At 64.1% G+C, this 25,550-nt stretch carries 24 protein-coding genes and 1 riboswitch; of the genes, 9 read left to right on the forward strand and 15 right to left on the reverse strand.

Annotation, left to right across the window (positions count from 1 at the left end; translation table 11 throughout):
• Position 1 precedes the first annotated feature (1 nt).
• A complete protein-coding gene (locus tag HEP69_RS13480; RefSeq protein WP_290559063.1) occupies positions 2 to 280 on the reverse strand; it encodes a hypothetical protein in 279 nt (92 codons plus the stop codon).
• 230 nt (positions 281 to 510) lie between these two features.
• On the opposite strand from HEP69_RS13480, the gene HEP69_RS13485 reads away from it, so the two are divergent.
• Positions 511 to 786: a hypothetical protein gene (locus tag HEP69_RS13485; protein ID WP_290559064.1), complete on the forward strand. Its 276-nt coding sequence runs from the start codon at positions 511 to 513 to the stop codon at positions 784 to 786.
• Here the strand turns inward: HEP69_RS13485 and HEP69_RS13490 are convergent.
• Positions 783 to 1,067: a hypothetical protein gene (locus tag HEP69_RS13490; protein ID WP_290559065.1), complete on the reverse strand. Its 285-nt coding sequence runs from the start codon at positions 1,065 to 1,067 to the stop codon at positions 783 to 785. The genes HEP69_RS13485 and HEP69_RS13490 overlap by 4 nt on opposite strands.
• A gap of 178 nt (positions 1,068 to 1,245) precedes the next feature.
• Positions 1,246 to 3,045 (reverse strand): translation elongation factor 4, encoded by a 1,800-nt coding sequence (lepA, locus tag HEP69_RS13495; protein WP_290559066.1) that lies wholly within the window; start codon positions 3,043 to 3,045, stop codon positions 1,246 to 1,248.
• Between the two features lie 66 nt (positions 3,046 to 3,111).
• On the opposite strand from lepA, the gene HEP69_RS13500 reads away from it, so the two are divergent.
• The 3 genes from HEP69_RS13500 to HEP69_RS13510 all read left to right on the forward strand — a co-directional run bounded on the left by HEP69_RS13500 (position 3,112) and on the right by HEP69_RS13510 (position 6,329).
• Complete coding sequence (locus HEP69_RS13500; RefSeq protein ID WP_290559067.1) at positions 3,112 to 4,302, forward strand: hypothetical protein; 1,191 nt, start codon at positions 3,112 to 3,114, stop codon at positions 4,300 to 4,302.
• A gap of 472 nt (positions 4,303 to 4,774) precedes the next feature.
• Positions 4,775 to 5,107, forward strand: coding sequence for a hypothetical protein (locus HEP69_RS13505; protein WP_290559068.1), 333 nt, complete (start codon positions 4,775 to 4,777; stop codon positions 5,105 to 5,107).
• 256 nt (positions 5,108 to 5,363) lie between these two features.
• Positions 5,364 to 6,329, forward strand: a complete 966-nt coding sequence (locus HEP69_RS13510) for a LysR family transcriptional regulator (RefSeq protein WP_290559069.1) — start codon at positions 5,364 to 5,366, stop codon at positions 6,327 to 6,329.
• Positions 6,330 to 6,355: 26 nt separating this feature from the next.
• On the opposite strand, the gene HEP69_RS13515 is transcribed toward HEP69_RS13510, so the two are convergent.
• Positions 6,356 to 6,799, reverse strand: a complete 444-nt coding sequence (locus HEP69_RS13515) for a low molecular weight protein-tyrosine-phosphatase (protein WP_290559070.1) — start codon at positions 6,797 to 6,799, stop codon at positions 6,356 to 6,358.
• Between the two features lie 43 nt (positions 6,800 to 6,842).
• On the opposite strand from HEP69_RS13515, the gene HEP69_RS13520 reads away from it, so the two are divergent.
• Positions 6,843 to 7,541 carry an NAD-dependent deacylase gene (locus HEP69_RS13520; protein WP_290559071.1) on the forward strand — a complete coding sequence of 233 codons (699 nt, stop codon included), beginning with the start codon at positions 6,843 to 6,845 and terminating at the stop codon, positions 7,539 to 7,541.
• Between the two features lie 22 nt (positions 7,542 to 7,563).
• On the opposite strand, the gene HEP69_RS13525 is transcribed toward HEP69_RS13520, so the two are convergent.
• From HEP69_RS13525 to rpmB, 3 genes are all read right to left on the reverse strand, one after another.
• Positions 7,564 to 8,058, reverse strand: coding sequence for a copper chaperone PCu(A)C (locus HEP69_RS13525; RefSeq protein WP_290559072.1), 495 nt, complete (start codon positions 8,056 to 8,058; stop codon positions 7,564 to 7,566).
• Positions 8,059 to 8,096: 38 nt separating this feature from the next.
• A complete protein-coding gene (locus HEP69_RS13530; protein WP_290559073.1) occupies positions 8,097 to 8,444 on the reverse strand; it encodes a hypothetical protein in 348 nt (115 codons plus the stop codon).
• Between the two features lie 260 nt (positions 8,445 to 8,704).
• Complete coding sequence (rpmB, locus tag HEP69_RS13535; RefSeq protein ID WP_290559074.1) at positions 8,705 to 8,992, reverse strand: 50S ribosomal protein L28; 288 nt, start codon at positions 8,990 to 8,992, stop codon at positions 8,705 to 8,707.
• Positions 8,993 to 9,214: 222 nt separating this feature from the next.
• Here rpmB and HEP69_RS13540 point away from each other — a divergent pair, with 222 nt between their 5' ends.
• Positions 9,215 to 10,312, forward strand: a complete 1,098-nt coding sequence (locus tag HEP69_RS13540; RefSeq protein WP_290559075.1) for a DUF2855 family protein — start codon at positions 9,215 to 9,217, stop codon at positions 10,310 to 10,312.
• Between the two features lie 89 nt (positions 10,313 to 10,401).
• Here HEP69_RS13540 and meaB read toward each other — a convergent pair whose 3' ends face one another.
• Positions 10,402 to 11,394: a methylmalonyl Co-A mutase-associated GTPase MeaB gene (gene meaB / locus HEP69_RS13545; protein WP_290559076.1), complete on the reverse strand. Its 993-nt coding sequence runs from the start codon at positions 11,392 to 11,394 to the stop codon at positions 10,402 to 10,404.
• A gap of 114 nt (positions 11,395 to 11,508) precedes the next feature.
• Between meaB and hrpB the strand changes: the two genes are divergently transcribed.
• The gene (gene hrpB, locus HEP69_RS13550) at positions 11,509 to 13,953 is read left to right on the forward strand and encodes an ATP-dependent helicase HrpB (protein WP_290559077.1); all 2,445 of its coding nucleotides are present in this window, start codon (positions 11,509 to 11,511) and stop codon (positions 13,951 to 13,953) included.
• A 61-nt stretch (positions 13,954 to 14,014) separates the two neighbouring features.
• Here hrpB and gndA read toward each other — a convergent pair whose 3' ends face one another.
• From gndA to HEP69_RS13565, 3 genes are all read right to left on the reverse strand, one after another.
• Entirely contained in the window at positions 14,015 to 15,412 is a 1,398-nt protein-coding gene (gene gndA / locus HEP69_RS13555; protein ID WP_290559078.1) for an NADP-dependent phosphogluconate dehydrogenase, read from the reverse strand.
• Positions 15,413 to 15,493: 81 nt separating this feature from the next.
• Positions 15,494 to 16,483 (reverse strand): 2-dehydropantoate 2-reductase, encoded by a 990-nt coding sequence (locus HEP69_RS13560; RefSeq protein ID WP_290559079.1) that lies wholly within the window; start codon positions 16,481 to 16,483, stop codon positions 15,494 to 15,496.
• Between the two features lie 4 nt (positions 16,484 to 16,487).
• Entirely contained in the window at positions 16,488 to 17,723 is a 1,236-nt protein-coding gene (locus HEP69_RS13565; protein WP_290559080.1) for an acyl-CoA dehydrogenase family protein, read from the reverse strand.
• Positions 17,724 to 17,832: 109 nt separating this feature from the next.
• Here HEP69_RS13565 and HEP69_RS13570 point away from each other — a divergent pair, with 109 nt between their 5' ends.
• The gene (locus HEP69_RS13570; RefSeq protein WP_290559081.1) at positions 17,833 to 18,849 is read left to right on the forward strand and encodes a phosphotransferase family protein; all 1,017 of its coding nucleotides are present in this window, start codon (positions 17,833 to 17,835) and stop codon (positions 18,847 to 18,849) included.
• Positions 18,850 to 19,012: 163 nt separating this feature from the next.
• On the opposite strand, the gene gcvP is transcribed toward HEP69_RS13570, so the two are convergent.
• The 4 genes from gcvP to gcvT form a co-directional block, all read right to left on the reverse strand.
• The gene (gcvP, locus tag HEP69_RS13575; protein ID WP_290559082.1) at positions 19,013 to 21,862 is read right to left on the reverse strand and encodes an aminomethyl-transferring glycine dehydrogenase; all 2,850 of its coding nucleotides are present in this window, start codon (positions 21,860 to 21,862) and stop codon (positions 19,013 to 19,015) included.
• On the reverse strand, positions 21,859 to 22,221 hold the full coding sequence (locus HEP69_RS13580) for a VOC family protein (RefSeq protein WP_290559083.1): 363 nt from the start codon (positions 22,219 to 22,221) through the stop codon (positions 21,859 to 21,861). Before HEP69_RS13580 ends, gcvP begins: the two co-directional genes overlap by 4 nt.
• 141 nt (positions 22,222 to 22,362) lie before the next feature.
• The gene (gene gcvH, locus HEP69_RS13585; RefSeq protein WP_290559084.1) at positions 22,363 to 22,722 is read right to left on the reverse strand and encodes a glycine cleavage system protein GcvH; all 360 of its coding nucleotides are present in this window, start codon (positions 22,720 to 22,722) and stop codon (positions 22,363 to 22,365) included.
• A gap of 22 nt (positions 22,723 to 22,744) precedes the next feature.
• Positions 22,745 to 23,869: a glycine cleavage system aminomethyltransferase GcvT gene (gcvT, locus tag HEP69_RS13590; protein WP_290559085.1), complete on the reverse strand. Its 1,125-nt coding sequence runs from the start codon at positions 23,867 to 23,869 to the stop codon at positions 22,745 to 22,747.
• 161 nt (positions 23,870 to 24,030) lie between these two features.
• Positions 24,031 to 24,118, reverse strand: a riboswitch (glycine riboswitch).
• A gap of 150 nt (positions 24,119 to 24,268) precedes the next feature.
• Between gcvT and HEP69_RS13595 the strand changes: the two genes are divergently transcribed.
• Positions 24,269 to 25,324, forward strand: coding sequence for a pyridoxal-phosphate dependent enzyme (locus HEP69_RS13595; protein ID WP_290559086.1), 1,056 nt, complete (start codon positions 24,269 to 24,271; stop codon positions 25,322 to 25,324).
• The last annotated feature ends 226 nt before the right edge of the window (positions 25,325 to 25,550 follow it).

Raw genomic sequence — 25,550 nt, forward strand, 5'->3', positions numbered from 1 at the left:
ATCAGCGACAGCCCTTGACACCAACAGGGCAATCAGCGCGCGCGCTGGCCACGCGGTGGCTGCGCGTTTGCGCCGGGTGTTGCATGACGCTCTGATAGCTGACCGATTGGTTCGGTGTGCCACAGCAGATCACCCCGCCCAGTGTCACCGGTTGAAGACCCGCCGGACAGAAATTCTGCTTGGCGTGATACGGATAGATCTTGGCATCCATTGCCATGCCGGGCACGGCGCCCAGAATTGTCGCGACCACGGCCGCTGAAAGAACTCGTTGAAAACGCATCAGACTTTCCCCCGTTAAGATGGCAACACCATGCAAACTGACAGGGGGTCAAGTCCAGCACTTTCTGAAATCGGAAACAGTCTGTTTCTTGGGCATCCACCCTGCACGCACGCGCAGAATGCCGCAGTGCAGCATTTTTTCTTTGGAGCGGAGCCCGCCTCCCTCTAAGCTCAAACCACAGCCCGAGATCGCGCGTTCTCATCTTTCATCCCCCGAACATGGAGTGTCAGGTGACAGAATTTCTCAAACTCTTGGCCATCTATTACATGTGCGACAGCGCCGCCTCGACCCGCCCCCTCACCGCCGAGGAATTGATTGGCTGCCAACGCAGCTATGAGATGGTCAAAACATATTTCTCGGGTCTGGAGGGCGAGGGCCCACTGACCGCACACCAAATCGCGGCCCGAAACCGCGCGGCCTATGCCGGGTTCAAAGCCTGGGAGACCGACAACGCCATTTTGGTTGCCAATATGCGCAAACAGGCCCGCGCCGAGTTGGGCGGCTAAGCCGGGTCCTGCGGCATGACGGTTTGCCAATGCTCCCCCATCGCCACAATACAGGAGGTGCCTGACGCATAGGTGACCACCATGGTCCAATCGCCCTGGGGATCGGTCCAGACCTCCATGATCTGCTCACGCCCCCTCAGCCCCATGGCCTGTCGGGTCTCGCCAAACTGGCTGGTGAGCTTGCTGTGCAAAACCTCGGTCGGCTCGCAGATCACTTCTGCAATCGGGCTGGCTGCACAAACAGGCCGGGCAATCAGGGCAAAGGTCAAGGCAAGTCGCATCATGCGCGCTTTGTAACAGATCTATGACGCTCTGTGGATATCTTTCATCCCAAAATTCACACTGTTTTTGTGCGCAGCGTTGCTGCTTCTTCTGGCTGAAAATATTCCCGGGGGTGTGGGGGCTGGCCCCCACTCTGCGGCTCACATACCCCGCGCCAGCAAAAAAAGGGTCGCCCCCTTACCCATCCATCTTGAGCGCGGAGATAAACGCCTCTTGCGGGATATCCACCTTGCCGAACTGGCGCATCTTCTTCTTGCCGGCCTTTTGCTTGTCCAGCAGCTTGCGTTTGCGCGTCGCATCCCCGCCATAGCATTTCGCCGTTACGTCCTTGCGCAGCGCCGACAGCGTCTCGCGCGCGATGACCTTGCCGCCGATCGCCGCCTGGATCGGGATCTTGAACATATGCCGCGGGATCAGATCCTTGAGCTTTTCACACATCGCCCGCCCGCGCTGTTCGGCCCGGTCGCGATGCACCATCGTCGAGAGCGCATCGACCGGCTCGTCATTCACCAGAACCTGCATCTTGACCAGATGATCCTCGCGATATCCCATCATCTGATAATCGAAACTGGCATAGCCCTTGGTCACCGATTTAAGCCGGTCATAGAAATCGAACACCACCTCGTTGAGCGGCAGGTCATAGACCACCATCGCCCGCGACCCGGCATAGGTCAGATCCTCCTGGATCCCGCGCCGATCCTGGCAGAGCTTCAGCACATCGCCCAGATACTCATCCGGCACCAGAATCGTGGCCTTGATGCGCGGCTCTTCCAGATGATCCACATGGGTCAGATCGGGCATGTCGGCGGGATTGTGCAGCTCGCGCATCGTGCCGTCGCGCATGAAGACGTGATAGACGACCGAGGGCGCTGTGGTGATCAGCTCGATATCGTATTCGCGTTCGATCCGGTCGCGGATGACCTCCAGATGCAACAGCCCCAGAAACCCGCAGCGGAAGCCAAAGCCAAGTGCTGCGGAGGTCTCCATCTCGAAACTGAACGAAGCGTCGTTCAGCGCCAGCTTCTCGATGGCATCGCGCAGATCCTCGAACTCAGCCGAATCCACCGGGAAAAGACCGCAAAACACCACTGGCACCGAGGGCTTGAAGCCGGGCAAAGCGTCCTCTGTGCCCTTCCTCTCATGGGTGATCGTATCGCCCACGCGGGTGTCGCGCACCTGTTTGATCGAGGCTGTCAGAAACCCGATCTCCCCCGGCCCCAATTCGTCGATCTGCGTCATTTCGGGGCGGAACACGCCGATCCGGTCCACATGATGCGTCGATCCGTTCGACAGCATCTTGATCCGGTCGCCCTTTTTCAGAACCCCGTCCATGATGCGCACCAGAACGATCACGCCCAGATAGGCATCATACCAGCTATCGACCAGCATCGCCTTGAGCGGCGCGTCGCGCGTGCCCTGAGGTGCCGGCAGATGCCGCACGATGGCCTCCAGCACCTCATGGATGCCCTGCCCTGTCTTGGCCGAGACCGGGATCGCGCCCGAAGCGTCGATGCCGATCACATCCTCCACCTGTTCCGCCACCCGGTCGATATCGGAGGCGGGCAGATCGATCTTGTTGAAAACCGGCACGATCTCATGATCGGCGTCAATCGCCTGATAGACATTGGCGAGCGTCTGCGCCTCCACCCCTTGCGTGCTGTCCACCACAAGAAGCGAGCCTTCGACCGCGCGCATCGACCGGCTGACCTCATAGGCGAAATCCACATGCCCCGGCGTGTCGATGAGGTTCAGCACATAAGCCTCCCCATCATCGGCGGTATAATCGATCCGCACGGTGTTGGCCTTGATGGTGATCCCGCGCTCGCGCTCGATATCCATACTGTCGAGCAGTTGCTCCTTCATATCCCGCGCCGAGACGGTGTTCGTCTCCTGGATCAGCCGGTCGGCGAGCGTGGATTTCCCGTGGTCGATATGCGCCACGATGGAGAAATTGCGGATATGCGAAAGCGGTGTCATGTTCGGGGATATGTAAGGGTTTTGGGGGGTTGGCAAGGGGGATGATGGATTGCGGGCGGATGGTGCGTGGCTGAGGTAGATTTTTCGGATTTTGACAGCGCGCAAGCGTGGTTTGAGACGCAAAGCGTGGAAATGCGGTGCGCCATGGCCAGCCGGGCGGCGTTGCGTGTTTTGGCGACACTATGCCTGTTTGATAGGGCTCGGAGGAAAACGCTTACACTGGTGTCGTTTTGGGCCATCCTCACATCTGCGGGTCGCGGCTCGGGTCGACCCGCAGATGTGGATGCGTTGGAACGCTCCGCCCTCTCCGCCTACTCCGCCGCCCTCTCCGCCTACTCCGCCGCCGACTCCGCCCTCTCCGCCTACTCCGCCGTCGACTCCGCCGACTCCGCCCGCTCCGCCTACTCCGCCGCCCTCTCCGCCGTCGACTCCGCCTACTCCGCCGACTCCACCGACTCCGCCTACTCCGCCGCCCGCTCCGCCCTCTCCGCCGCCGACTCCGCCTACTCCGCCGCCCTCTCCGCCGTCGACTCCGCCGACTCCGCCTACTCCGCCGCCCGCTCCGCCGCCCTCTCCGCCGTGTCACGAGATACCATCCGCGCTCCCGAAGCGCTGATGCGAGAACCGGTCTGGCCGGACGCCTCCCCGCCCCCATCCATTGCAGAATACCACGCGCAGTTTCTGGACTATCTAGACAGCGATCCCGACTGGACCTTCTGGCGCCGCTGGTACGCTCAGATGTGGGAGGGCACGTTCCGCGACTGGGATCTGGCGATTGAAGTGGCGACCCTGCCGGATGATCTTTGGGAGGGCGAAGATGCGCTGGCCAAGGTAGCAGAGGCTATTCGGGCGATTGAGGCGCGGCGGGCGCTCGGGCCGATTATCACGGATCTGCGTGACAGTGAAACGCGTGTCGCATCTGAGAGCTTTGTGCCCTTGCGGGGGCACAACAATCCGCCCGAACTGATAGATGATCCGCAGTTGGTGACCCAAGTGGAAATCGTTTGGGCGGCGCTGGATACACTTGAAGAAGAGGCTAAGGCAGACGCGCCGGACCAATCAAGGGCTCTGCAAGCGTTGGCGGTCCTGCGGGGCTGGTTCCTTGCAGCTTGCAGGTACGTCGGTCGCAAAGTTGATCTGGCGATAAACACGACGATCCAATGGGGCATCCCTGTTGTAGGCGGCGGCTATTTCGTGACCCATCCGGACAAATTGCAGAAAATTATTGAGTTAGCTGAAATATGGCTAAGGCCATAATCGACGCCCTGAGCCGTGCCATCGCCAGGCCGCGGGCTGGCGCTCGACCGACGTTCTGAGACGCTTTATGGCAGCCAGCCACATCTTTCCTCCGATCTATGCGCTGGTGGCACCCAATCGCCAGACCGGGGGGCGGCCTGGCGATGGCGCGGCGGCCTGAGGCCTTGATTCCGCGCAGTGGTACTTTGCACTGAGGGCCGCGCCGATCCGAGGGGTGGCGCAATCGCGCCACCCATTTTGCCGAAGGCAAACCTTTGGTTTGACGGGGGCGGATCGGCGCGGCCCGGCGCGGCCGCCGGGCGGCAGGTTCGTTCAATGTCCAGTGCTTTTTGGCTCAGGGCCTTGGCGAAGTCTCCTCCACATCACCCCCACCTTCGTGAATTGCCCCCTGCATCGGTTTCCGCCATAATCCACCCAGCAAGACAACCTGCCGGCACCAACCGGCGTGGGGCGCAGTATAGGGCAAGGCGATATGGGTAAATTCCTGGCCATTCTGGCATGTGGTATTCTGGTGGCCTGCGGCGGCGGCGGGACCGAGCCTGCGACGCGGTTTGCGACCGCGAGCGGTCCGATCAAGACGGCCTGCGTGAATTCGGGCCGGTCTGCGGCGAACAGGCAGATCTGCGGCTGTATTCAGGCGGCTGCCGATCAGACCCTCAGCGGGGCCGATCAGCGGCGCGGCGCGCCGTTCTTTCGCGATGCGGCGCTGGCCCATTCGGTGCGCCTGTCGGACACCGAGCGCGACGACGCGTTCTGGGCGCGCTGGTCCAGGTTCGGCTCGACCGCGCGGGATTTGTGCAGCTGATCCTGACCTGAGCGGGGCGGCCGCCTTGGCCGGGCCCTCGGGTCCGGGTTCTTCCGACGCTCGGCGCCGTGAGCCCAGAGCCTGTTGCCGCCCCCTTATCGGATCCGGCCAGGACAGATCTGCCGGTTCGCCGCAACGCATCACCGCCTTGGCCCTTATTTGGAAAATACGAATTTCCTGACGCCAAACTGGTGATCCGCTTGACCTTGCACCAAGTTGATTTCACAAATCCGAAAACTGGCGGAGCCATGCACATATGCTGAAAAAGGGGATAAGCCTGCGCGGGCTGGAGGTGTTCGAGGTCTTGGCCGCGTCCGGCTCGGTTGCGCGGACGGCTGAGATGACCGGGTTGAGCCAGCCTGCTGTCAGCCAGCAATTGCGCAATCTCGAATCCGCGCTTGGGGCCGACCTGGTCGATCACGGCAAGCGGCCCATGCGGCTGACCGCGGCCGGGCGCAGCTTCCTGGCGCGCACGGAGGTTGTCCTGTCGGAACTGAGGCTGGCACAAAGCGAACTGACGGTGATGGATCTGACCCATCTCGACACGCTCAGCATCGGGTTGATCGACGATTTCGATAACGATCTGACACCGCGTCTGGTCACCATCCTGGCCGACAGCCTGACCTCGTGCCGGTTCAAGATGATCACCGCCCCCAGCCATGAGATCAGCGAGGCGATGGTGGCGGGCGATCTGCATGTGGCGGTGGCCGCCAGCACCGGTGAGACGCGCGAGACGATCACCGAATACCCGCTGGTGCGCGATCCGTTCATCCTCGTCACCCCGCAGCACCTGACAGTGAACCCCGCGGATCCGCTTTCCGCGCTGCGCGATCTGCCCTTCCTGCGCTATGCCCGCGAACAGATGATCGGCCACCAGATCGAAGTGCAGATGACCCGCGAAGGCATGGCGTTCGAGCACCGGTTCGAGGTGGGCAGCCATCTGGCGCTGATGGCGATGGTGGCCCGGCGCATCGGCTGGGCGATCACGACGCCCCTGGGATATATGCGGGCAACCCGGTTTCATGACGATATCGCGGCACATCCGCTGCCATTTGCCGAGTTTTCCCGCACGATATCGCTCTTTGCCGGGTCGGATTGGTCCGATCAGGTGCCGCGCGAAATCGCCCAGACCGTGCGGCGGCTGGTGCAAGCCCAGATGATCGATCCGGCCACGTCGCGCCTGCCGTGGTTGAACGGGCGTTTGCGGATCATCCCCGACTGAGCCCGCGCAATGAGCAACGCTTTGACCTATCGGCTGAGATGCGCGGCCAGACCATGCGCGGCCTCGTCGATCAGGTCGAGCGCACCATCAAAATCGCGCGTATAATAAGGATCGGGCACGTGATCCATCCCGGACCCCGGCGCGAAATCGGTAAATAGGCGCAGCGGCGTCTCGGCCCCGCCGGGGCGCAACGCTTCGATCGCGGTGCGGTTCTGAGTGTCCATGGCGAGGATCAGATCGAACCGATGGAAATCCGCGCCACAGAACTGACGCGCGCGCAAATCCGACAGATCGATGCCCCGGGTGCGCGCGGCATCCTGCATCGGCGCGTAAGGCGCTTTGCCCACATGCCAGCCCGCAGTGCCTGCGCTGTCGACCCCTAGATCGGGTCGGAGCGCGCGAAAGACCCCTTCGGCAGCAGGCGACCGGCAAATGTTGCCAAGGCAAACAAAGAGAATACGACTGGCCATAATGGCATCTTCCATGCCACGCTGGCGCGCGCAAGGAGGGGGCATGAAAAACATCGTCATTCTCACCGGGGCAGGGGTTTCCGCGGAAAGCGGCCTGGGCACGTTTCGCGACGCAGGCGGCTTGTGGAGCCAGCACCGGATAGAAGACGTGGCCACCCCCGAAGGGTTCGCCCGCGACCCCGCGCTGGTGCACCGGTTCTATAACGCGCGCCGGGTGCAGGCCGCCAAGGCCCGCCCGAATGCGGCGCACCTGGCGCTGGCGCGGTTGCAGACCCACTGGCGCGGACGCGTGACGCTGGTCACGCAAAACGTCGATGCCCTGCACGAGGCAGGCGGTGCGCGCCGGGTGATCCATATGCATGGCGAGCTGGCCGGTGCGCTTTGTGCCGCCTGCGGGCATCGCTGGCAGGCTCCCGATGAGATGTCTCCGGGGCAGAGCTGCCCGCGCTGCGCCGCCCCGAAGGGCCGACCCGATGTCGTCTGGTTCGGAGAAATGCCCTATCGGATGGACGAGGTCCTGACCCATCTGGCCGAAGCCGATCTGTTTGCCGCGATCGGCACCTCTGGCACCGTCTATCCCGCAGCGGGGTTCGTGGAAGATGCCGCGCACGCGGGGGCCCACACGGTTGAGCTGAACCTTGAGCCCTCCTCGGTCGTGTCCAGTTTTGCCGAGAGGCGGTTTGGACCTGCGTCGCGGATCGTCCCGGAATGGGTGGAGGAGCTTTTGGGCCGCGCGACCTAGCCGCGCGGCCCGAGAACCGCGTTTAGCCGTCGGTCTTTGTCTGACCGTGCATATGGCCGCCACCATGACCATGGGTCGGCTTGCGCTCGAGGTCCACGGGAATGGTGACATCAATGTCGCCCGCGTTCTCAAAGACCAGCGTGACCGAGATTTCGTCGCCCTGTGTCAGCGACCGGTTAAGGCCCATCAGCATCACGTGATCGCCGCCCCGTTGCAGCAGTGCCATGCCACCTGCGGGCACGGGGATGCCGTCCTCGACCTCGACCATGCGCATGACGCCATTGGCGTCCTCGATATGGGTGTGGATTTCGACCCGCTGGGCCACGTCGGAACGGGCCGCGATAAGCCGGTCATCGCTGTCGGCATGGTTCATCAGCCCCATGAACGCGGCCCCGCTGGCCGCATTGGCCCCAGAAGACCGCGCATAGGGGTCTTTGACCATGATACCGTCGGCCCAGGCGGTGGTGCCCAGCAACGCGGCAGCAGCCGCAGCGAAGAGAGTGGTTTTCAAGGACATGTCTGGTCCCTTTCTGTGTGAATTCTAGGAGATGTGGATCAGATCCCAGCGGGCGGGTCACGCGCGCTCAGCAAGGCGCCGCAGGACACCGGCTGCCCCAGCGCGACAACGGGCCATCTCAGCCGTTGGCCAGACCGATCCCGCGATCGTGAGACCCGGTCCGCTCCAGCGGGGCCCGGCAACGCGCCCAAGGTGCAATCGGGACACAGATGCGGGGCAGAGGTTGGTTTACCCTCGGCATCGGTGAACACGACGATGGATCCGGCCCCGACGCACAGCACCATCTGCCCTGTCGCGGGCGCGGCTGCCTTGGCCTGTGCCACGACCTGACCGGTGATAACCAGACAGAACGCCAAAACGGCGCAGAGGAGGGGACGCGGCTTCATCGCGCGCAATATAGACCCTTCGCCCGGCAGGTAAAATGCACATTCGCACCTCTTCCGGGAGCGGCCGTGCGAGATATCGACCATGTCGAGATACCGCCCCCTCGGGACCGCCCGGTCATGAACCCGACGCCTTGGCCCCGTCGTCGACACGCGCGGCGTGGGCCTGGCGCCTTGTCTCTGGTATGGCTTATGACTTGCCCAGAGCAAAAAGCCCCGCGTTGCCGCGAGGCTCAAATCTACATCCACTCATCCATCTTGCGTCAGGAGGCGGCGGCCGCCTTGGCGATCTCTTTCTTGATTTTCAGCGCATGGGCCGACAGATCGGTGTCCTTGGCCTTGGCCAGGAATGCGTCCAGGCCGCCACGATGATCGACGCTGCGCAGTGCATGGGCAGAGATGCGGAGTTTGACCGCACGGCCCAGCGTTTCGGAATGCAACGTGGTATCGTTCAGGTTGGGCAGAAACCGGCGCTTGGTCTTGTTGTTGGCGTGGCTGACATTGTTGCCTACCATCGGGCCTTTTCCGGTCAGTTCGCAGCGGCGCGACATGGGTGTCATCCTTCGTATCTCAGAGGCAGGCGGTTCCCTGCCAAATGCACAAGGGCGCTGCCATTGGCGGCGCCCGAAATCTGGTTGGATCGACATAGGAGGAATCGCGTATCGGGTCAAGCCGGTTCCCGCAGCGGCCAGAAATGATGACGATAGGGCATGCTTGCATCCCCCGCACCTGCGCGCGCAGGGTGATCATAGCATGCGAACACGGAGGCCCCAATGACCATCACCGGACAGGATCTGATCATCAACCGCCATGATTTGACCGCTGCCCGCATCGCGACCGCCCTGCATCCCGACATGGCGCCCGAAGGCCATGTCCTGCTGCGTGTGGATCGCTTCGCGCTGACCGCCAATACGATTACCTATGGCACCGCGACAGACAGCCTGGGGTACTGGAACTTCTTTCCCACCGAGCAGGAGGGCTTTGGCCGCATCCCGGCCTGGGGGTTTGCCGATGTCGTGGCCTCCGGCGTGCCGGAGATTTCCGTCGGCCAGCGGGTCTGTGGCTATGTGCCGATGTCCACCCATCTGATGGTACAGCCCGGCAGGATCGGCCCGGACGGGTTCAGCGATCTGGCGCCGCATCGCCAGGCGATGTCGCCGATCTATAACCGCTATGCCCTGACGGACACCGATCCAGGGTATGAGCCACGGGCCGAGCCGCAGATCGCACTTTTCCGCCCGCTTTTCACAACCTCGTTCCTGCTGGCCGATTTCTGTCTGGAAAACGAGATGTTCGGCGCCCGGCAACTCCTTCTATCCAGCGCGTCGAGCAAGACGGCACTGGGCCTTGCCGCCGAGATGGCGCGGCACAGACGCGATGGCGTTCAGGTGATCGGCCTCACGAGCCCCGGCAACATCGCCTTCGTCGAGGGGCTGGGGCTTTACGACCATGTCGTGAGCTATGCGGATATCTCGACCCTATCCCCCGCACCGTCGGTCTATGTGGATTTTTCGGGGAACGGCGATCTGACCATGCGCATCCACAGCCATTTCGGTGACCTCATGCGCCACAGCGCACAGGTGGGGGTGACCGACTGGCAAAACGCAAATCTGCGCGTGCCCGGATTGCCCGGACCCAAACCGGCCTTCTTCTTTGCCCCGTCCTACGCGCAGGACCGGATCGCGGATTGGGGCTTTGAGGGGTTCCAGTCCCGGCTGGGTGACGCATGGGCGGCCTTTATGACAACCACGGATTGGCTGAGTGTGGTCACCCATGCGGGTCCCGACGCCGTAAAGGCACGCTACCTCTCGGCGCTTGCAGGTCAGTTCGATCCTGCACAGGGGGATATGGTTTCGCTCTGGGAGCGCTGATCCATCGACCATCCGCTCAGAGATCCGGGGGCTCAGATCCGGGCCTTGCGGCAACAGAACCGTGTCGCGCCGCAGGCGCGTCCATTTGGTTACGGCCGCGCGCCGGATGTCTGGCGCAACAGCGCCAGCATCTCCTGCGCCGCGGCCGCGGGCGAGGTTTGCCCCCCCGCCACCGCATCGCCCAGCGCCGCGAGATGGCCGCGCATCTCAGGCGTTTCCAGCTGCGCCAACAGCGCCTGACGCAATTCCTGCTGGAACCAGTAGCGCGCCTGATCGGCACGGCGCGCGGCCCAATGGCCGTGCGCGCGGCGCCAGTCTGCAAGCGTCTTGATCTCGTCCCAGGCGATCTCCAGCCCTGTGTCCTCCAGCGCCGAAACCGTCATCGCCTTGGGATACCCCTCAGGGTCCTGCGGGCGTTTGCGCAACAGGCGCAGCGCACCGGCATAGTCTGCACAGGTCCGCATCGCCACCGGTCTGAGATCGCCATCGGCCTTGTTGACCAGGATGATATCGGCCATCTCCATGATGCCGCGTTTGACGCCTTGCAGCTCATCCCCGCCCGCCGGGGCCAGCAGCAACAGAAAGATGTCCGACATCTCGGCCACCACCGTCTCGGACTGACCAACGCCCACCGTCTCGATCAGCACAATGTCAAACCCCGCGGCCTCACAAAGACGAACCGCCTCGCGGGTGCGCCTTGCAACGCCGCCCAGATGGGTCTGGCTGGGCGAGGGTCGGATAAACGCGCCCGGCGCGCGGCTCAGCCGGTCCATCCGCGTCTTGTCGCCCAGGATCGACCCCCCCGAGCGGGCCGAGCTGGGATCGACCGCCAGAACCGCCACCCGCAGGCCCTGCGCGATCAGCATCATGCCAAAACTCTCGATAAAGGTGGATTTACCGACCCCCGGCGTGCCCGACAATCCGATGCGCAAAGCCTGCCGGTCCGCCCCGCGCAACACCTCCATCAACCGCGCTGTATCGGCGCGGTGATCGGCGCGCGCACTTTCCACCAGCGTGATGCCGCGCGCCAATGCCCTGCGATCGCCCGCGATGATCCTGTTGCCCAGTTCGGTGATATCCATCTGTCTCTGGCCCTGCTCTTTGGCGGGATAAATGACGGCCAATCGCGGGGCTTGTCCAGAGCCGATTGACCGATCCGCTGGACGCACGCCGCCGCGCAGGCCATAACCCGGGCGATGACCCGGCTGCCCATTGATGACATCCTGCCCGATCTGGTCGCGGCCCTGCGCCGGGACCGGCGCGCGGTGCTGCAAGCCCCTCCCGGCGCGGGCAAGACCACCCGCGTGCCGTTGGCGCTGCTTGACGCGGAACTCACCCATGGCCGCATCGTCATGCTGGAGCCGCGCCGCCTGGCCGCGCGCGCCGCCGCCGAACGCATGGCGCAGAGTCTGGGCGAAGAGATTGGCCAGACCGTCGGCTACCGCATTCGGGGGGAGGCGAAAACCTCGCGCGCCACCCGGATCGAGGTCGTGACCGAAGGCATCCTGACCCGGATGATCCAGTCCGACCCCGACCTGCCCGGTATCGGCGCGGTGATCTTTGACGAGTTTCACGAACGCTCCCTCAATGCCGATCTTGGCCTTGCCCTGACGCTGGAGGTCAGGGGTGCGCTGCGCGAGGATCTGATCGTGCTGGCGATGTCGGCAACACTTGATGCCGAGCCGGTGGCGCGGTTGATGAACGCCCCCATCCTGACCGCCGAAGGCCGCGCCTTTCCGGTCGAGCCGTGCTGGCTCGACCGCCCGCTGGGGCCGGGCCGGTGGGAGCCGCATCTACACGACCTGGTGACGCGCGCCGAGGCCGGGACGCGCAAGATGGGCGGCGGCCTGTTGGTGTTTCTGCCCGGTGAAGGCGAGATCCGGCGCGCCGCGGCGGTCTTGGCCAAACGCCTGCCGTCCGACTGCCGGATACAACCGCTCTTTGGAGCCATGGATTTTGCGGCCCAGCGCGCGGCCCTCGCGCCGCTGGCCGACGGGCGCAAGGTGGTGCTGGCCACCGCGATTGCCGAGACCTCTCTCACCATTCCCGATATCCGGGTGGTGGTGGATGCAGGTCGCGCGCGGCGGGCACGGTTCGATCCGGGATCGGGGATGTCCCGGCTGGTGACCGAACGGGTGACCCGCGCCGAGGTCACACAACGCGCGGGCCGCGCGGGCCGTGTCGCACCGGGCGTCAGCTACCGGCTCTGGAGCAAAGGCGAAGAGGGCGCGCTCGCCGCCTTCCCCCCGGCAGAGATCGAGGCGGCGGATCTGGCTGCGCTCGCCCTGGAACTGGCCGTCTGGGGGGCCGCGCCGGAGGATCTGGCCTTTCTCACACCGCCCAATCCCGGCGCCTATGCCGAGGCGCAGGCGCTGTTGCGGATGCTGGGCGCGTTGAATGGCGCGGATCGGATCACCGGCCACGGGCGGGCCTTGGCAGCGCTGCCGCTGCACCCGCGCCTGGGCCATATGCTGATTGTGGGCGGACCGGATGCGGCGGATCTGGCCGCGCTGATGGGCGACCGGGATGTGTTGAAAGGCGCCCCCCTGGATCTGGCCCTGCGGGTGGAGGCGCTGCGCGATCCCCACCGCTTTGCCCGGGATCGGGGGCATGAGGTGCATCGCGGCACCCTCGACCGCGTGCGGGCCGAGGCCCGGCGGCTGAGGCGACGGGCCGGGCCCGGGCGTGAGCTCTCTACCGCCGCGCTGGCGGCTCTCGCCTATCCCGACCGCATCGCCCAGCGCCGCAAGGGCGAGGCGCCGCGCTATGTGCTCTCAGGCGGCAAGGGCGCTGTGATGCCCGATGGCGATCCGCTGGCGGGCGCGCCCTATCTGGTGGCCACGGATCTTGACGGCGATCCGCGCGAGGCACGCGTGCGGCTGACCGCCCAGATCTCGGAGGGGGAGATCCGCACCCTCTTTGCCGACCAGATCGGCTGGCAGGATGTTTGCGCCTGGTCGCGCCGCGACCGCCGCGTTGTGGCCCGCAAGCAGGAAAGGTTCGGCGCGCTGGTGCTGGAGGACCGGGTTTGGAAGGACGTGCCCGACGACGCCATCGCCCGCGCCATGCTGGACGGGGTGCGCGATCTGGGCCTGCGCCTGGACGGGGCTGCGGCGCGGTTTGTCGCCAGGGTGGAACTGGCCCGCGCCAATGGAACCAATTTGCCCGACATGTCCCAAACGGCCCTTTTCGAAAACCTTGAGAGCTGGCTCTTGCCGATGCTTTCGGACGTGCGCAGCGCCGAGGATTGGAAGCGGTTCGATCCTCTGCCCGCGCTGCGCGCGATGCTGAACTGGGATCAGCTCCAGGCGCTGGATCGCCAGGTGCCCGGTCAGTTCATCACCCCACTGGGCCGCAAGGTGCCGATCGACTATTCCGGGGAAGCGCCGGGGATCTCCGTGCGCCTGCAAGAGATGTTCGGCGTGACGCGCCACCCGACAAGTGCCGGTGTGCCGCTGATCGTGACCCTGCTGTCGCCCGCCCAGCGCCCGGTCCAGGTGACCCGCGATCTGCCGGGGTTCTGGGCCACAAGTTACGCAGATGTACGCAAGGATATGCGCGGGCGCTATCCCAGACATCCCTGGCCCGAGGATCCGACCCAGGCCGATCCGACCCTGCGGGCCAAGCGGCGCGGCACCTAAGCGCGCGCCTCAAGGGTCATGCCTTGCGTGAAATCTCAAAAGACAGTCGAGACGCTTTGGATCAGCCCCACTTGCCGTGAAACGTGCCCTCTGCGCCTATCCGCTCAAACCCGTGATGGCCAAAGAAATCCCGCTGTGCCTGGATCAGATTGGCGGTGCCGCGCGCCCGGGTCAGGCTGTCATACCATTGCAGCCCCCCCGACAGCGCAGGCACCGGCAACCCGGCGGTCACTGCTGCGGCCACGGTTTGGCGCAAAGCCGGGATGGCGACCGCAAGACGGGCAGCGATGCCATCCGACAAGACCAGATGACCCTGCGGCGGATCGGAGCGGAACGCGGCTGCGAGATCGTCGAGCAAGGCCGACCGGATGATACAGCCCGCGCGCCAGATCTCGGCGATGCGGGCGGGATCGAGCGACCAGTCATAGAGGTCGGAGGCTGCGTCCAGCACCCGAAAGCCCTGCGCGTGCGACAGGATGCGACCGGCCATGAGCGCGCTTTCCAGCGTCTCTTCGGACAGATTGAGCGGGCCTGTCTCCGGCCCATAGAGCGTCTCGGCCATCCGGCGTGCCTCGGCCTCCGCCGACCAGGCCCGCGCGGCCACAGCCCCTTCGATCGTGCTGGCCGATTGGCCCAGTTTCAGCGCCTCGATCACCGTCCAGCGCCCGGTGCCTTTCTGGCCCGCGCGGTCGGCGATCACATCGACCATCGGTTGGCCCGTCTCGGCATCCAGGGCCATCAGCGCTCGGGCACTGATCGCGGTCAGAAAGCTTTCCAGCGGTCCCTCGTTCCAGTGAGCGAACAGAGCCCCGATACGCGGCGCGTCCCAATGGTCACCATCGCGCAAGAGACCATAGATCTCGGCGATCATCTGCATATCGGCATATTCGATACCGTTATGCACCGTCTTGACGAAATGCCCGGCCCCGTCCGGGCCCAGATGCGCAACGCAGGGCGCCCCCCGATACCGCGCGGCAATCGCCTCGACCATCGGGCGGAGCTGTTGCCAGCTGTGATCGGTCCCGCCCACCATCATCGACGGGCCGGTGCGCGCGCCGGCCTCGCCCCCCGACACGCCCATGCCGACATAGTGCAGACCGGTGTCCGCCATGGCCTGTGCACGGCGGCGCGTGTCGTGAAAATCGGCATTGCCACCATCGATGATCGTATCGCCTTCGGACAAAAGCGGCGTAACCGCGTCGATCATCGCATCCATGGGCGCGCCCGACGGGATCATAAACAGGATGACCCGAGGTGTCTTGAGCTCGGCCACAAAACCCGCAAGCGTCTGCTGGGGCACGATCCGGGCCGACAACTCTTCGGCCTCGGCCATAAACGGGGCAATCCAGTCAATCTCGCGATTGGTGACGGTGACGGTGAACCCTTTGCCTGCGAGGTTCAACGCCAGTGCGCTGCCCATCGTGCCAAGCCCGTAAACCCCAATATCGGCTGATGCCATGCTGCCTCGCCTTGCGTGCATTCGTGCCGAACAGACTGACTGCGTTCCGCGCGCCATGCAACCCGGATCAAGGGCGGGCGATCACGCCGCCCGGATCTGGGCCGGGTTGAGAGGCGTTGTGCCCCCAGCTTCAGCGGATTTCACTGCACGGTGGACGGCGGCGATCACTGGCGTTGCGATCCGGCGATTCCGGGCCAGTTCCAGAATGCGTCCCTGAAGCTGATCGACCTCCGTCAGGCGCCCGGCCATCAGGTCATAGGCCATTGACGTGCGCGCCTCGGGATCAATCGTCAGCATACCCGCCGCCACCCGGGTATAAAGTGGCGTGGGCAGACGCAGGATTCTGGGCACCCAGGACATGGGCACCGGAGCAGAGGACTGCACCGGGATCCCCGCGGCCTTGAGCACGCGCAGCGCCTCAGCCATCTGATCGGCCATCAACAGCCGCCAAGGCCGCGCGCGCAACATCTCAGGCAAAGGCAGCCCCGATAGAGCATTGATGGCATTGGTCAGGTTCAAGAGCAGTTTGGCCCACTGCACCGCCTCGATCCGGTCGGTTTCGGTGATGGGCAATGCGGCCGTGCTGAGCAGGGCCGCCCACTCCCCAGGACCGGCCGCAATCGCAATCTCGCCCGAGGTCGCACGATGATAGGCGCCCGGCCCCTTGGGGACCACGTTGAAGGGCACCATGCCCGCCCGCACATCGCTGTCGGGAAGGCGGTCTTTCAGCATCGCGGCATTCTCCATCCCGTTTTGCAGGCTGACGATCGTGGCCGAACCCTGGGCATGGGTGGCAATCAGCTCCGCCATCTCGGAGGTTGCGCCGGATTTGACGGTGACAAGGATCAGATCCGCCTCGCCCAGGATCGCGGGATCATCGGACAGTGTCGCAGGATGCACGGCCACGGCAAGCCCGGTGAAATCCGTGAGACGCAGACCCTGGTCGCGGATGCCGTCCAGCACAGTCGCGCGGCCAAGAAAGGCGACATCATGACCCGCATCGGCCAGGCAGCCCCCCACGAAACAGCCGATGCTGCCTGACCCGGCGATCACGATCCGGGGGCCAACCATCCGTTCACACCAGTTCCTGAGTGTATTTCTTCAGCTCGGCCCGCGCCACCAGACGGCGGTGAACCGCATCCGGCCCGTCGGCCAGACGCAAGGTGCGCACATGGGTCCAAGCCTGCGCCAGCGGTGTATCTTGGCTGATCCCCTGGCCGCCATGCATCTGCACAGCCTCGTCGATGACCTTGAGCGCCACGCGCGGCGCGATCACCTTGATCTGCGAAATCCACGGCGCGGCGGCACGCCCATCGCCCTGATCCATGTACCAGGCGGCCTTGAGGCAAAGCAGCCGCGCCATCTCGATCTCCATCCGGCATTCGGCGATGATGTCGTAATTCGCACCCAGTTGCGCCAACGGCTTGCCAAACGCCTCGCGCCGCACGGACCGGCGGCAGAGCTGTTCCAGCGCGGCCTCGGCCTGCCCGATCGCGCGCATGCAGTGATGGATCCGCCCCGGCCCCAGACGGCCCTGCGCGATCTCGAATCCGCGCCCTTCGCCCAGAAGCATATTCTCGGTCGGCACGCGCACATCGGCAAAACGGATATGCATATGACCATGCGGCGCGTCATCATGGCCGTAAACTTCCATCGGGCGCAGGATCTCGATCCCGTCCGCCTCCGCAGGTACGACGATCATCGAGTGGCGCTGATGCTTGGGCGTGCCCTCGCCCCCGGTGCGTACCATGGTGATATAGACCCGGCAGCGTGGATCACCGGCACCCGAGGCCCACCATTTCTCACCATTCAAGACATAGTCATCGCCGTCGCGCACACAGGACATCGAGATGTTGGTCGCATCCGAAGAGGCCACATCCGGTTCGGTCATCAGATAGGCCGAGCGGATCTCTCCGTTCAGCAGAGGTTCGAGCCACTCTTGCTTCATCTTGTCAGAGCCGTAGCGCTCGAACACTTCCATGTTTCCGGTATCGGGGGCCGAGCAGTTGAAGACCTCCGCACCCAGAGGGGTCTTGCCCATCTCTTCGGCAAAAAGAGCGTATTCCACAGTGCTCAGGCCAAAGCCCTTGTCGCTGTCGGTCAGCCAGAAATTCCACAGACCTTCGGCTTTGGCCTTTGCCTTGAGCCCTTCGAGGATCTCTGTCTGGCGGGCGGTATAGGTCCAGCGGTCTCCGGTGCCGATCTCGGCCTGATACTCTTGCTCCAGCGGCATAATGTCATCGCGGACCATCGCGGCCACGCGGTCCAACAGCGCGCGGTTTTCGGCCCGCATCCCGAAATTCATGTCCATCTCTCTTCCTCCCGTCGGACGCAGCGCATGACGGCGCGTCCCACCTTTACCTTTGATCCGGAGGATTGCTTAGATGCGCGGACAATGTCTACGGGGAGAACGCAGCGTCATGCACAAGTACGATCAGCGCGAGCTGGAGCATTATCTACAGGAAAATGTGGAAGGATTCGGCACGCTGGATGCGATCGAGAAGTTCGGTGACGGGCAATCCAATCCAACCTACAAACTGACCTCGGGCGCGCAGGCCTATGTGTTGAGAGCCAAACCGCCGGGCAAATTGCTGAAGTCCGCGCACGCCGTAGACCGCGAGTTTCGCGTTATGAAGGCGCTGGAGGGGACGGATGTGCCGGTGCCGCGGATGTATCACCTGTCAAGTGCAGACACTCCGATGGGTACACAGTTTATCGTGATGGAGATGATGGAGGGCCGGATCTTCTGGGACCCTGCCCTGCCCGAGCTGAGCAACCAGGATCGCGCGGCGGTTTACGACCGGATGAACCTGACGCTGGCCCGGCTCCATTCGGTCGACCCGAATGCGGTTGGCTTGGGCGATTACGGCAAACCCGGCAATTACTTTGCCCGTCAACTTGAGCGCTGGTCGGGGCAATACACGGCCTCCGAGACCGACCCTCTGCCCGATGCCGATTGGCTGATCGACTGGCTGGAGGCGCATATGGTTCCCGATGACGGCGCGATCAGCATCGTGCATGGCGATTACCGGATCGACAACATGATGTTCGCCCCTCACCGGATAGACGTGGTTGCGCTCCTCGATTGGGAGCTGTCGACCCTGGGCCACCCGCTGGCCGATCTTGCCTATCAATGCATGCATTGGCGCTTGCCGCATGAGGGGCATTTCCGAGGCTTGGGCGGCGTGGATCGCGCGAGCCTTGGCCTGCCCTCCGAAGAGCAATACGTCGCGCTTTACTGCAAACGGCGCGGCATCGAACAGCCCGCGAACTGGACGTTCTATCTGGTCTTTTCGTTCTTCCGCCTCTTGGCGATCCTCCAGGGCGTTTTGAGGCGCGGACTGGATGGAAATGCATCCAATCCGCGCGATCTGGGACAGATGCGGCACGTGATCGAGGTCATGGCCAAGCAGGCTCGCCTTTTGGCAGATGGATAAGGACAGGAGCGAGGGGCCAGCCCCTCGCGCTCCCCGCCGGTATTTTGAAAGAGAAGAAATGCAAGGTCGTGAGGATGGCTTCTTCTCTTCTAAATACCGGCGGGGGTTTGGGGGCAGCGCCCCCAATGACCAGAAAGGAATGCGCCGCAGGCGCGCTATCTGATCACTCTGCCGCTTCGGCGTAGTCCTCCATCGGGGGGCAGGTGCAGATCAGGTGGCGGTCGCCCCAAGCGTTGTCGACCCGGTTTACAGGCGGCCAGTACTTGTCTACCCGGAACGCGCCCGGCGGAAAGCACCCTTGCTCGCGGCTGTAGGGCCGGTCCCAGTCGCGCACCAGATCCTCCATGGTGTGCGGCGCCATCTTGAGGGGGTTGGTGTCGGCATCCAGCCGCCCCTCCTCGATCCCGCGGATCTCGGCGCGGATCGCAAGCATGGCCTCGCAAAACCGATCGAGCTCGGCCTTTGTCTCGCTTTCGGTCGGCTCGACCATCAGCGTGCCCGCGACGGGCCAGCTCATGGTGGGGGCGTGAAACCCGCAATCGATCAGACGTTTGGCGATGTCGTCCACGGTGACACCGGCACTGTCGGCAAAAGGGCGGGTGTCGATGATGCACTCATGCGCCACCCGGCCTCCGCCGCCGCGATAGAGCACATCGAATGCGCCCTCCAGCCGCTTGGCGATGTAATTGGCATTCAGGATCGCCACGCGCGTGGCCTGGGTCAGCCCCTCGCCGCCCATCATCAGGCAATAGGCCCAACTGATCGGCAAGAGCGAGGGCGACCCAAATGGCGCGGCAGAGACCGGACCTTGTGCGCCGCCGGTGATTGGATGACCGGGCAGATAGGGCACCAGGTGTTGCTTGACGCCGATGGGTCCCATTCCGGGCCCGCCGCCCCCGTGGGGGATGCAGAAGGTCTTGTGCAGGTTCAGGTGGCTGACATCCCCGCCCAGATCGCCCGGCCGCGACAGCCCGACCATCGCGTTCATATTGGCCCCGTCGATATAGACCTGGCCGCCGTGCTGATGGGTGATGTCGCAGACCTCGGTCACCGTTTCTTCGAACACACCGTGGGTCGAAGGATAGGTGATCATGCAACCGGCCAGCCTGTCGGCATATTGCTCTGCCTTGGCGCGGAAATCATCGAGGTCGATATCCCCGTTTTCCGCCGATTTTATCGCGACCACCGTCCAGCCCACCATCTGGGCGGAGGCCGGGTTGGTGCCATGCGCGCTCATCGGGATCAGGCAGATATTGCGATGCCCCTCTCCGCGTTCCCGGTGATAGGCAGAAATCGTCAAAAGCCCCGCATATTCGCCTTGCGCGCCGGAGTTGGGCTGCATCGAGATGGCGGCATAGCCGGTGATCTCACACAGTTTGGCCGAAAGATCGTCAATCAGATACCGATATCCTTCGGCCTGATCGGGCGGGCAGAACGGGTGCATCAGAGAGAACTCCCGCCAGCTCACCGGCATCATCTCGGCCGCCGAGTTGAGCTTCATCGTGCACGAGCCCAGCGGGATCATCGCCCGGTCAAGCGCCAGGTCGCGGTCGGCAAGACGGCGCATATAGCGCATCATCTCGGTCTCGGCCCGGTTCATGTGAAAGATCGGGTGTTCGAGATAGCCGCTTTCGCGCACCAGATCATCCGGCAGGCGGTACTCGGGTTTGAAATCAGTATCTTCCATAACGATGCCAAAGGCGCGCCAGACCGCCTCGATCACCCGCGGACGGGTCGCTTCGTCCAGGGTGATACCGATCCTGGTCTCGCCCACACGGCGCAGATTCACCCCTTCGCGGACCGCAGCCTGCAACACGCCGCGCTGCAACAGACCCACATCCACCGTGATCGTGTCAAAGAACGCCTTGGGCTCGACCTTGAAGCCCGCAGCCTCCAGCCCGCGGGCTAGACGCACGGTCTTGCGGTGAATACGCTGGGCAATCGCCCGCAGGCCCTCGGGACCGTGAAACACGGCATAAAACGAGGCCATGACCGCCAGCAGCGCCTGCGCCGTGCAGACATTCGAGGTCGCCTTTTCGCGGCGGATATGTTGCTCCCGGGTTTGCAGCGACAGCCGGTAGGCGCGGTTGCCATGGCTGTCCACACTGACCCCCACAAGGCGGCCGGGCATGGCGCGGGCATAGCTTTGTCTGGTGGCCATATAGGCCGCATGCGGCCCGCCATAGCCCATCGGCACACCAAAGCGCTGCGCGCTGCCCACAGCGATATCCGCGCCCATCGCGCCGGGTTCCTTCAGCAAGGTCAGCGACAGTGGATCGGCGCTGATCACACCGATGGCCTTGGCCGCATGCAGAGCCGCGATCTGAGGGGTGAAATCGCGCAGATGACCATATGTGCCAGGGTACTGGAAGATCGCGCCAAAGACCTGATCGGCCTGCATATCCGACGGATCGCCGACGATCACCTCAATCCCCAGCGGCGCGGCCCGCGTCCGCATCACCGCAATGTTCTGAGGATGGCAATTCTCGTCCACGAAAAACGCCTTGGCTTTCGATTTCGCCACGCGTTGGGCCATGGTCATCGCCTCTGCGCAGGCGGTGGACTCGTCCAGCAGCGAGGCATTGGCGATTTCCAGCCCAGTCAGATCCGAAATCATCGTCTGGAAGTTCAACAACGCCTCCAGCCGTCCCTGGCTGATCTCTGGCTGATAGGGGGTATAGGCGGTGTACCAAGCCGGGTTTTCCAGTACGTTGCGCTGGATCGCCGGAGGTGTGACGGTGCCGTGATACCCCTGCCCGATCAGGCTGACCAGAACCTTGTTGCGGGCCGCAACCTTGCGCATGTGGTGCAAGAGCTCGCGCTCGGAATAGGCTTTGCCGAAATCCAACGGCTCTTTCTGGCGAATAGCGGCCGGGATGGTCTGGTCGATCAGGTCATCCAGACTGTCGACGCCCAGAACCTCCAGCATCTCCGCCATCTCGGCGGGGCTGGGGCCGATATGGCGACGGTTGGCGAAGTCGTAGGGAAGATAGTCACTTGGCGTAAAGGTCATGTCGGCTCCTCGATATGGCTGAGCACGTTGATCAGATTGTGTTCGGGATCTTGCAGAAAAAAGCGGCGTACACCCCAGGGCTCGGTCACCGGTCCATAGCTGATGCGTGCTCCCGCTCCGCGCGCACGGGTCAGAGCCGCCTCAAGGTCGTCCTCCTCGATCGACACGGCGGGGACGGGCGTACCCGAGCCGCCCGCGCGCGCAAAGCTCATCTGTACCCGCGCCTCTCCCGGCGCGGCACTGGCGACGATGACCCCCGCCTCCATCACCGGAGCGAGGCCGAACACCGACCCGTAGAAGGCCGCCAGCCCGTCGGGGTCGGCGGCTGCCAGATTTGGAACGATCCGCAAGATGGTCATTGGCACTCCGTTTGGTGATTGGTCCTGCCGCACCACTAGGACCCTGATGACCCCTGCAACATGGCCTCACAGGCGCGCCCGTCGGTGCGATCCGCGCCTGGACTGACCGAAGTCAGGCGGGTCTCTGGCCCGTTCCGTGCCTTAGCCGATGAATGTCTTGTACCCGGCGGCGTCCATGTAATCGTCCATCGGGCTGAGATCCGACGGCCGCATCTTGAAGAACCACGCAGCGCCTTCGGCGTCTTCGTTGATCAGGGCCGGGTTTTCGACGAGGGCCTCGTTGATTTCGACAATCTCGCCATCCAGAGGGGCCAGAATGTCCGAGGCGGCCTTGACGCTCTCAATCACCACGATCTCGTCATCCTTGCTGACCTCGTCGCCCTCATCCGGCAACTCGACAAACACCACATCGCCCAATTGTTCGGCGGCGTGTTCGGTGATGCCCACCACGATCAACTCCCCTTCTGCCAGCAGCCACTCGTGTTCTTCGGTGTATTTCATCAGATGTCCCCTCCCTGGGTATTCAGCGTTTAAAGCGGGCCGCCACAAAGGGCAGCGGTGTCACAGTGACGGGCAAGCGTTTGCCGCGCAACTCTCCGAAAAGTACAGCGCCTGGCTGCGCCAGCGCATTGGGCGCATAGCCCATGGCAAGTGGGCCTCCGACCGTCGGACCGAACCCACCCGAGGTGATTTGTCCGATCGCAGTGCCGCCTTCGGCCACCGCGAAAAGCGGCACGCCTGCGCGCATCGGTGCACGCCCTTCGGGCCGCAGGCCGATCCGCCGACGCGCGGCACCGTCTTGTAGCTCCGCAAGAATGCGATCGGCACCGGGAAATCCACCCGCGCGCGCGCCGCCCGCGCGGCGCACTTTCTGGATCGACCAGGTCAGCCCGGCCTCCACAGGGGTGGTGCCTGCGTCGATATCCTGGCCATACAGGCACAGGCCCGCTTCCAGCCGCAGACTGTCACGCGCGCCCAGACCGATGGCCTGAACGGCGCTGTGTGCCAGCAAAGCTTCGGCAAGACCCGCCGCTGCAGTCGCCGGGACCGAGATTTCAAACCCGTCCTCGCCGGTATAACCCGAACGCGACGCCCAAACCTCGACCCCGCCCAGATCCAAATGCGCACAGTCCATGAAGCGCATCTCGGCGGCCCTGGGATCAAGCGGGGCCAAGACCGCTTCGGACACGGGTCCCTGCAAAGCGATCAGCGCCCGATCCGCCAGATCCGTTACCGTCAGATCCGGCTCAAAAGCTGCGCGGATATGGGCGATATCAGCCTCTTTGCAGGCCGCGTTGACCACGATGACAAGCGCATCCCCCTGTCGGGCAAAGATCAGATCGTCCGATATCCCGCCCGCGTCGTTCGTCAACAGACCATATCGCTGGCGCCCGTCGGCCAGACCCAGAACATCCTGTGGTACCAGCCGCTCAAGGCCCAGTGCCACAGCCTCCCATGATGGGCCGCTGACACGCAGCTGCCCCATATGGCTGACATCGAAAAGTCCGGCCTGCGCGCGCGTGTGCTGATGTTCCTGCATCACGCCGGCAGCATATTGCACGGGCATCTCATAGCCCGCGAACGGCACCATCTTGGCCCCGAGCTGAAGGTGCGTGTCATAAAGCGGCGTGCGGTTCAGATCGCTCATACCCCGTCCCTGTTTCCAGGCCGATCTGGTCATGTGATAAACCATCCGGCATCCCAGTCCGCGCAACCGCGCGACGCATCAGATGCCCCCTCTGTCCTTTCGCCTGAGATCGTTATCCCTTCGGCGTCCCGTCAAATCCGGGCTCTCTCCAGAGTCTTTTTGCTGCGCATCCGGTCCTTGTGGCCTGAGAGTTTCCGGGGCGGTTGCTCCTTCGGCACCGGCATGCGCCGATTCTCCCGTATGCACGCGTACACCGGTATCGCGCGGTGCTCTCCCGGGCAAGCCAAAAAACGCGCGGGTGTCGTTTACCCGTCCTTTAGCCGAACCCTCTAAACCAGGGTGAGCGCGGATGTCTGAGAGGACATGGGCCGAACGGATGTCTCACCCCCCGGGGGCAGTATGGAATTATTGACGAACCCCTTTCGGGACGGCTCTGGAATCTTGAGCCTCGACCCGGATGTCCCGGTCCCATCGGTCCGGTCGGACAGGCCACTGGACCTGTTGGCGCGCTGCCCTGCGGATGTGCAGACGCCTTTGCTGGCGCGCGACGATCTGGCCCGGATGGCTGGTGTGCGCGCGGTCCATATCAAGGATGAGCGGACGCGCATGGGACTGGGCAGTGTCGAGGCGCTGGGGGCCGCCTATGCGATTGCCCAGGACGCCGATGCCAGCAACTCCACCGATATGGGCAGCGCGCTGACCGGGGTCACTTATGTCGCGGCGCGCGCGGGCGCGCATGGCCTTGCGGTGGCGATGGGCGCGCGGGCCTTTGGCGCCCGGTCAGTCATCTATATTCCCCAATGCGCGCCTGAGACGGTCGCGGATCGCCTGCGCGCCAAGGGTGCTGAGGTCGTCCGCGAGGGGGGCTGCGACACCGACAGCCACGCCGCCGCCGTCCGCGCGTCCAAGACGGAAGGCTGGAGGCTGCTCTCAGACACGTCCTGGCCCGGCTACACTGATCGCCCCCTCCAGATAATGGAAGGGTATCTGGTCCTGATGGAGGAGGTGTTGACCCAGATCCCTGTCCCACCCAGCCATGTGTTCGTCCAGGCCCGCGCGGGCGGGTTTGCGGCTGCCTGTGCAACCCTGGCCCGGCGCGATTGGGGGGCGGAACCGCGCATTATCGTGGTGGAACCAGACGCCCCGGCCGGACTGGGGACAGCGATCCAGGCCACCGCCCGCGGCAGCACGCATGAGCCAGCGGGACACGGCTACGAAGGGGCCTCGGTGATCGCTATGCAGGGGCTCGCGCGAGATGCGGATGTCTTTGCGCGGATGTCCGAGGCGGACGTGGAGGACGCGGTCGAGCGCTTGGCCGAGATGGGCTTGGCCTCCACGCCCAAAGGTGTGAGCGGGATCGCGGCCTTATTGGCCTCTGCCCCGCATCGCGCTGCATTGCATCTCACCTCCGAGGCGCGTGTGCTGGCAATCCTCAGCGAAGGGTGCGAGATCTGAGAAACTGCCGCCAAAGGTCCGAACGACAGAGTGCTGATGACCGCGGTCCCGTTCAAGCCGGTCTTGTCGGGTGTGAGGGATGCCCAGACAGCGGACCACAGAATAGCGCAGTCGCTATGTGTCCATTGCCAGCGGAGCAACCGGGTCGGCCGCCTGCATTGCACGCTCCGTCTTTGGGTTCGCTGAGCCTCGGAGGCTGTGGAGCCGGTCGGCAGCAACCGCGATC

This window comes from Aestuariivita sp. (genome assembly GCF_021404545.1).
GTDB lineage: Bacteria > Pseudomonadota > Alphaproteobacteria > Rhodobacterales > Rhodobacteraceae > Aestuariivita.

What these genes read in the sequence shown, in the direction of transcription:
- HEP69_RS13480 (WP_290559063.1), bottom strand. Translation starts at nt 280, where the DNA reads ATGCGTTTTCAACGAGTTCTTTCAGCGGCCGTGGTCGCGACAATTCTG.
- HEP69_RS13490 (WP_290559065.1), bottom strand. Translation starts at nt 1,067, where the DNA reads ATGCGACTTGCCTTGACCTTTGCCCTGATTGCCCGGCCTGTTTGTGCA.
- lepA (WP_290559066.1), bottom strand. Translation starts at nt 3,045, where the DNA reads ATGACACCGCTTTCGCATATCCGCAATTTCTCCATCGTGGCGCATATC.
- HEP69_RS13505 (WP_290559068.1), top strand. Translation starts at nt 4,775, where the DNA reads ATGGGTAAATTCCTGGCCATTCTGGCATGTGGTATTCTGGTGGCCTGC.
- HEP69_RS13510 (WP_290559069.1), top strand. Translation starts at nt 5,364, where the DNA reads ATGCTGAAAAAGGGGATAAGCCTGCGCGGGCTGGAGGTGTTCGAGGTC.
- HEP69_RS13515 (WP_290559070.1), bottom strand. Translation starts at nt 6,799, where the DNA reads ATGGCCAGTCGTATTCTCTTTGTTTGCCTTGGCAACATTTGCCGGTCG.
- HEP69_RS13520 (WP_290559071.1), top strand. Translation starts at nt 6,843, where the DNA reads ATGAAAAACATCGTCATTCTCACCGGGGCAGGGGTTTCCGCGGAAAGC.
- HEP69_RS13525 (WP_290559072.1), bottom strand. Translation starts at nt 8,058, where the DNA reads ATGTCCTTGAAAACCACTCTCTTCGCTGCGGCTGCTGCCGCGTTGCTG.
- HEP69_RS13530 (WP_290559073.1), bottom strand. Translation starts at nt 8,444, where the DNA reads ATGAAGCCGCGTCCCCTCCTCTGCGCCGTTTTGGCGTTCTGTCTGGTT.
- rpmB (WP_290559074.1), bottom strand. Translation starts at nt 8,992, where the DNA reads ATGTCGCGCCGCTGCGAACTGACCGGAAAAGGCCCGATGGTAGGCAAC.
- HEP69_RS13540 (WP_290559075.1), top strand. Translation starts at nt 9,215, where the DNA reads ATGACCATCACCGGACAGGATCTGATCATCAACCGCCATGATTTGACC.
- meaB (WP_290559076.1), bottom strand. Translation starts at nt 11,394, where the DNA reads ATGGATATCACCGAACTGGGCAACAGGATCATCGCGGGCGATCGCAGG.
- hrpB (WP_290559077.1), top strand. Translation starts at nt 11,509, where the DNA reads ATGACCCGGCTGCCCATTGATGACATCCTGCCCGATCTGGTCGCGGCC.
- gndA (WP_290559078.1), bottom strand. Translation starts at nt 15,412, where the DNA reads ATGGCATCAGCCGATATTGGGGTTTACGGGCTTGGCACGATGGGCAGC.
- HEP69_RS13560 (WP_290559079.1), bottom strand. Translation starts at nt 16,483, where the DNA reads ATGGTTGGCCCCCGGATCGTGATCGCCGGGTCAGGCAGCATCGGCTGT.
- HEP69_RS13565 (WP_290559080.1), bottom strand. Translation starts at nt 17,723, where the DNA reads ATGGACATGAATTTCGGGATGCGGGCCGAAAACCGCGCGCTGTTGGAC.
- HEP69_RS13570 (WP_290559081.1), top strand. Translation starts at nt 17,833, where the DNA reads ATGCACAAGTACGATCAGCGCGAGCTGGAGCATTATCTACAGGAAAAT.
- gcvP (WP_290559082.1), bottom strand. Translation starts at nt 21,862, where the DNA reads ATGACCTTTACGCCAAGTGACTATCTTCCCTACGACTTCGCCAACCGT.
- HEP69_RS13580 (WP_290559083.1), bottom strand. Translation starts at nt 22,221, where the DNA reads ATGACCATCTTGCGGATCGTTCCAAATCTGGCAGCCGCCGACCCCGAC.
- gcvH (WP_290559084.1), bottom strand. Translation starts at nt 22,722, where the DNA reads ATGAAATACACCGAAGAACACGAGTGGCTGCTGGCAGAAGGGGAGTTG.
- gcvT (WP_290559085.1), bottom strand. Translation starts at nt 23,869, where the DNA reads ATGAGCGATCTGAACCGCACGCCGCTTTATGACACGCACCTTCAGCTC.
- HEP69_RS13595 (WP_290559086.1), top strand. Translation starts at nt 24,269, where the DNA reads ATGGAATTATTGACGAACCCCTTTCGGGACGGCTCTGGAATCTTGAGC.